This window comes from Acutalibacter caecimuris, assembly GCF_034335085.1.
Taxonomy (GTDB): domain Bacteria; phylum Bacillota; class Clostridia; order Oscillospirales; family Acutalibacteraceae; genus Acutalibacter; species Acutalibacter caecimuris.
Genome location: NZ_JAWXXJ010000100.1, coordinates 1 through 519 on the forward strand (window position 1 = coordinate 1; position 519 = coordinate 519).

Below are 519 nucleotides of genomic sequence, written 5' to 3' on the forward strand. Positions count from 1 at the left end.
CGCTTACGGTCTTGCTCTGGGGGGCCGTATAGTTTGCGCCCGCCCCCACCGCTACGGTGATATTCACCGAGCCTTTGGCCTTTGCCGTCACCGTGACCTCGTTCCCATCCACGCTTACCGTGGCTATGCTGGTATTGCCGGACGTGGCTGTTATGGCCCCGTCACCCGGCCTTGTTACCGTGATAACGCCCGACATAAGGGAGGCCCGCAGCTCCAGGCTGCTCTTGTCCAGAGTTATGCTGCCAGCTGCCGGGGCTATTGTCCAGCTTACCTCTTTGGCCTCCGTGCTGCCGTCCGGCCATTGATGGTTTTCGTCCGGGGTAAACTGTACCTTGTAGGTGCCCGCATTGGTGCCTGCCTGCGCCCCCGCAATAGCCATCTGCGCGGCGTTGTAGCCCTCAAAGGCCGGGGTTTGTTCCTCCCCGGTATAGGTGAGGCTGCCGCTCTGGCTGGGCACAGAGGCTATTGTGGCCCGCCCTATGGCCCAGGTGACATCCCGGCTGCCCACCGTGCCGTCCG

Annotated in this window: 1 protein-coding gene; it reads right to left on the minus strand. The window is 63.0% G+C overall.

Annotated features, from left to right (window positions below; genetic code table 11):
- Positions 1 to 519 (minus strand): Ig-like domain-containing protein (locus U8U01_RS17365; RefSeq protein WP_322176831.1); only part of this gene is annotated, 519 nt, incomplete at both ends.